This window comes from uncultured Bacteroides sp., from assembly GCF_947632445.1.
Classification (GTDB): domain Bacteria; phylum Bacteroidota; class Bacteroidia; order Bacteroidales; family Bacteroidaceae; genus Bacteroides.
The window spans coordinates 1-3,328 of sequence record NZ_CANRPM010000126.1 but is presented as its reverse complement, the minus strand read 5'-3'; the positions used below and the strand labels follow the sequence as shown (position 1 = coordinate 3,328).

The 3,328-nt window shown below is 51.4% G+C and carries 1 protein-coding gene; it reads right to left on the bottom strand.

Annotation, left to right across the window (positions count from 1 at the left end):
* Window positions 1-3,328: N-6 DNA methylase (locus Q0Z70_RS13320; RefSeq protein ID WP_298075264.1), on the bottom strand; the 3,328-nt coding region annotated here is incomplete at both ends.

Genomic DNA, 3,328 nt, shown 5'->3' with positions numbered 1-3,328 from the left:
TGGTGCGTATGGCAAAAAGCATATTCAGGGCTTTCTGGCTTCCTTCCGAGTTCCCCAAGCCCGCCACACGGTCATGCCGGGTGTTGAAAGTCAAGTTCTTGAATTGGTGTGATTCGTCAATAAAGATATGGTCGATACCCATCTGCTTGAAGTCCACCACGTCATCCATGCGCGACTTGATGGCGTGTTCCACCTTCTCCAGCTTCGCTTCAAGATTGTGCTTACGCTTCTCCAGTCCTCTCAGCATCGCCCGTGACACGTTCTTGCCCTGCTGCCGCAGGACTTCGAGGTTTTCCTCCACCGTGTCAAGCTCCGCTTGCAGGATGCGCTGCTGCAACTCCGGCGACTGCGGTATTTTTCCGAACTGGTCATGCGACATGATAACGCAATCGTAGTCGTTGTTCTTGATGTTGTTGAAGAAACGCACGCGGTTGGCGGTCGAGAAGTCTTTTTCGGAGGCATAGAGAATCCGTGCGTTGGGATATGCCGCCTGATAGGTGGCGGCAATCTCAGCGACATTGGCTTTCAGCCCGATAATCATCGGCTTGTGCACCAAGTTCAGACGCTTCATTTCATGCGCTGCAATACACATTATCAGCGTCTTACCGGTTCCTACCTCGTGATCACATATTCCGCCGCCGTTCTGTTTGAGCATCCAGACACAATCCTTTTGCGACGGATAAACGCTTTGAATTCCCCGGCTTGCCAGCCCCTTGATGTTGAGGTCGGGGAAAGTCTGGTGCGAGCCGTCATACTTCGGACGCACGAAACAGTTGAACTTGCGGTTATACATCGTCACGAGCCGCTCCTTGAACTGCGGCGACTGCTCTTCGAGCCATTCGGAGAACCCGTTGCGAATCTCGTCAATCTTGGCGTTGGCGAGCTGTATGCCCTCGCTGTCACGCACCTTGATGTCATTGCCGTTTTCATCCTTGCCGATACTTTTCATCATGTCGGGACAGGTGTTGTGCAGGGCGTGTTTCAGCAGGTGCATACCGTCATAGTTCCGGTAATAGCCCTTTACCAGAAACTCGTCAGTTATCTTCATGGTGCGGTAGCCGCACGCCACGGAAAACTCGTCCATGCTGGCGGAATAGGCGATTTTCACGTCCGTACCGAAAAGATGGCTCATGTAGGCGGCATATACCCCCGTGGGAATCCAGCGTTCACCGAAGTTGAAGTCGAGGTCTTCAAAAGCGATACGCTGCGGTTCGGCTTCCTTCAAAGCCTCCAAAGCCTGTTTCACTTCCGGCAATCTTTCACTTTCCTGATTATTCCCCATCCATGCCTCTATGCGCTCCGCTTTCTCTATCACGTTCCCCGCGATGAAGCGGTCTTTAATCTCGTAACCTGTTACGAGCGGATTGTAGAAGATACGTCCTTTGAGGGCATTGAGAAGTTCCTCTTCCGTACTGTCTGTTATCCTCCGCATATAGTCGAGATTGACCGTACCGTACTTGTTAAGCGATGCGGACAAGGCTTCTTCAGGAGAGCCGACATTGACGTGGTTCTCCACCGAGAAGGAAACGGGACGGTCGAAGATGTCCGCCTTGACAAACCTGCCGTCTTCCGCACGTTCCAGCGAAAGGATGTCGCGCCCTCCGGCATCCATCATCACTAACTTCACGTTCTGTTTGGCGTTGAGGTTGCCATAACGCATGACAAACTCGTCGTAGCAGGTGTTCAACGCCTCACGTTGCGTGGATCCTTCATCGTGATACTCCGCCTCGTAGCGGTAAAGCCGCTCGTATAAATCACGGAGTGACACATACAGCATCGCTTTCTCCTTCTGGTAGCCGGTCAGGTCAAGCGGCTGGAATGTCGCGCCGTAAGGCGTGATGTCTTTCAGGTAGCCGAGATTGCGGGAAGCGTCCAGCACCATCGAGCCGTCACGGTAGTGCGGCTCCAGCATACCATTGAACGGACGGGGAAAAAGGTCGAGAGGTTCCTCCTTCGGCTTTTCCGTTTCAAATTCAGGGAAAAGTGAAGTGGTAGCCTTCTCACTTGGACTATTGTCCGTAATAGGAACGGGAGTTGCCTCCGGCTGTGCTTCGGGTTGTTGTGCTGCTTCCTTTTGTTCCGGTTTGTTATCCGACAAAGGCACAAAGGCAGGATTCAGCGTGTCCTTGACACCCGATTTTTTCAGTTGTTCCTGTCTGTGCCGTTCCGCTTCAAGCCGTAGAGCCTTGCGCCGTTCCGGTGTCAGGCTCATCATCGTTTCATAGAAGCCGTTGATGGGCGGATTGGTTTCCCAGTCCAAAGAGGCATAAATATCTTCTGGGTCGCATTGCTTCCCGACATTTTCCGACTTTGCCTCCTTGCTTTCGGTTGCAGGCTTGACGGATTCAACAGGAGGTGCAGCCGTAACCTGCGGCTTCGTTTTGGATGGTACACGCTTTGCCTTGTTTTCCTTTTTGGTTGCCTTTTTCTTTTTGGCAGGTTCTTCTATGGGCATACCCCAAAGGTCAAGCAGAGTAAGCTGAACGGCATTTGAATGATTCGTCTGGCGTGGCTCAATCTCCGGCTTCTCGTCTATGGGTTGAACTTTCGGTTTCTCCGCTTCTGTTATAAAAACATTAGCGGTAGAAGTCATCGCTTCTACTTTCGGAGACGGCTGTACTTCCACATTCATACTTTTATCCGTACTTTCCGTTTGCGTCGGATGCAGGCTGTGTTTTTCATAGAGTTTCCTGTTAAGTTGGTGCAGTTCTATTTTCAGATGTTCCCGTAAGTCCTCCGCCAGTTGTACGGTGTCGCCTCTATGCATGAGCTTATAGGCAGGCTTTCCGTAAAGGTCGGTACTTTTGGTCAAATCCGTGTGGGAAAGCGAACCGATGTTCCATACATACCCGTTTACGGAAGTGCCGATAGGGGTCTGTTCGGTTTGCACAAAAAGTTTCTCGTTATAATACAGTTCCCCGTTCTTTCCGCTGTTCTTTTGCAGGATAATCAAATCACTGCCCACCTCCGTACCCGCATTTTCCGTAAAGAGGTTGTTCGGCAGACGGGCAACGCCCACAAGATTGGCATGGTTCATCATATACTCTCGAATGGGCGCATTGGTCGGGGCATCCAACACCCCCTGCGAGGTAATGAACGCCACGATTCCGCCTTCACGCACCGCATCAAGGCTTTTCAGAAAGAAGTAGTTATGTATTGTCCGCGCCGCCAAGTGCTTTGCGGGATCATGGCTGTTGGAAAACTCTGGGTCGAACACAGCCACATCGCCAAACGGAATATTGGAGATAGCCAAATCAAAATGGTTCATGAACGGCTTTTCAATTTTCTCGTATCCCTGTATCCTTACTTTCTGGTCGGGATGCAGGTG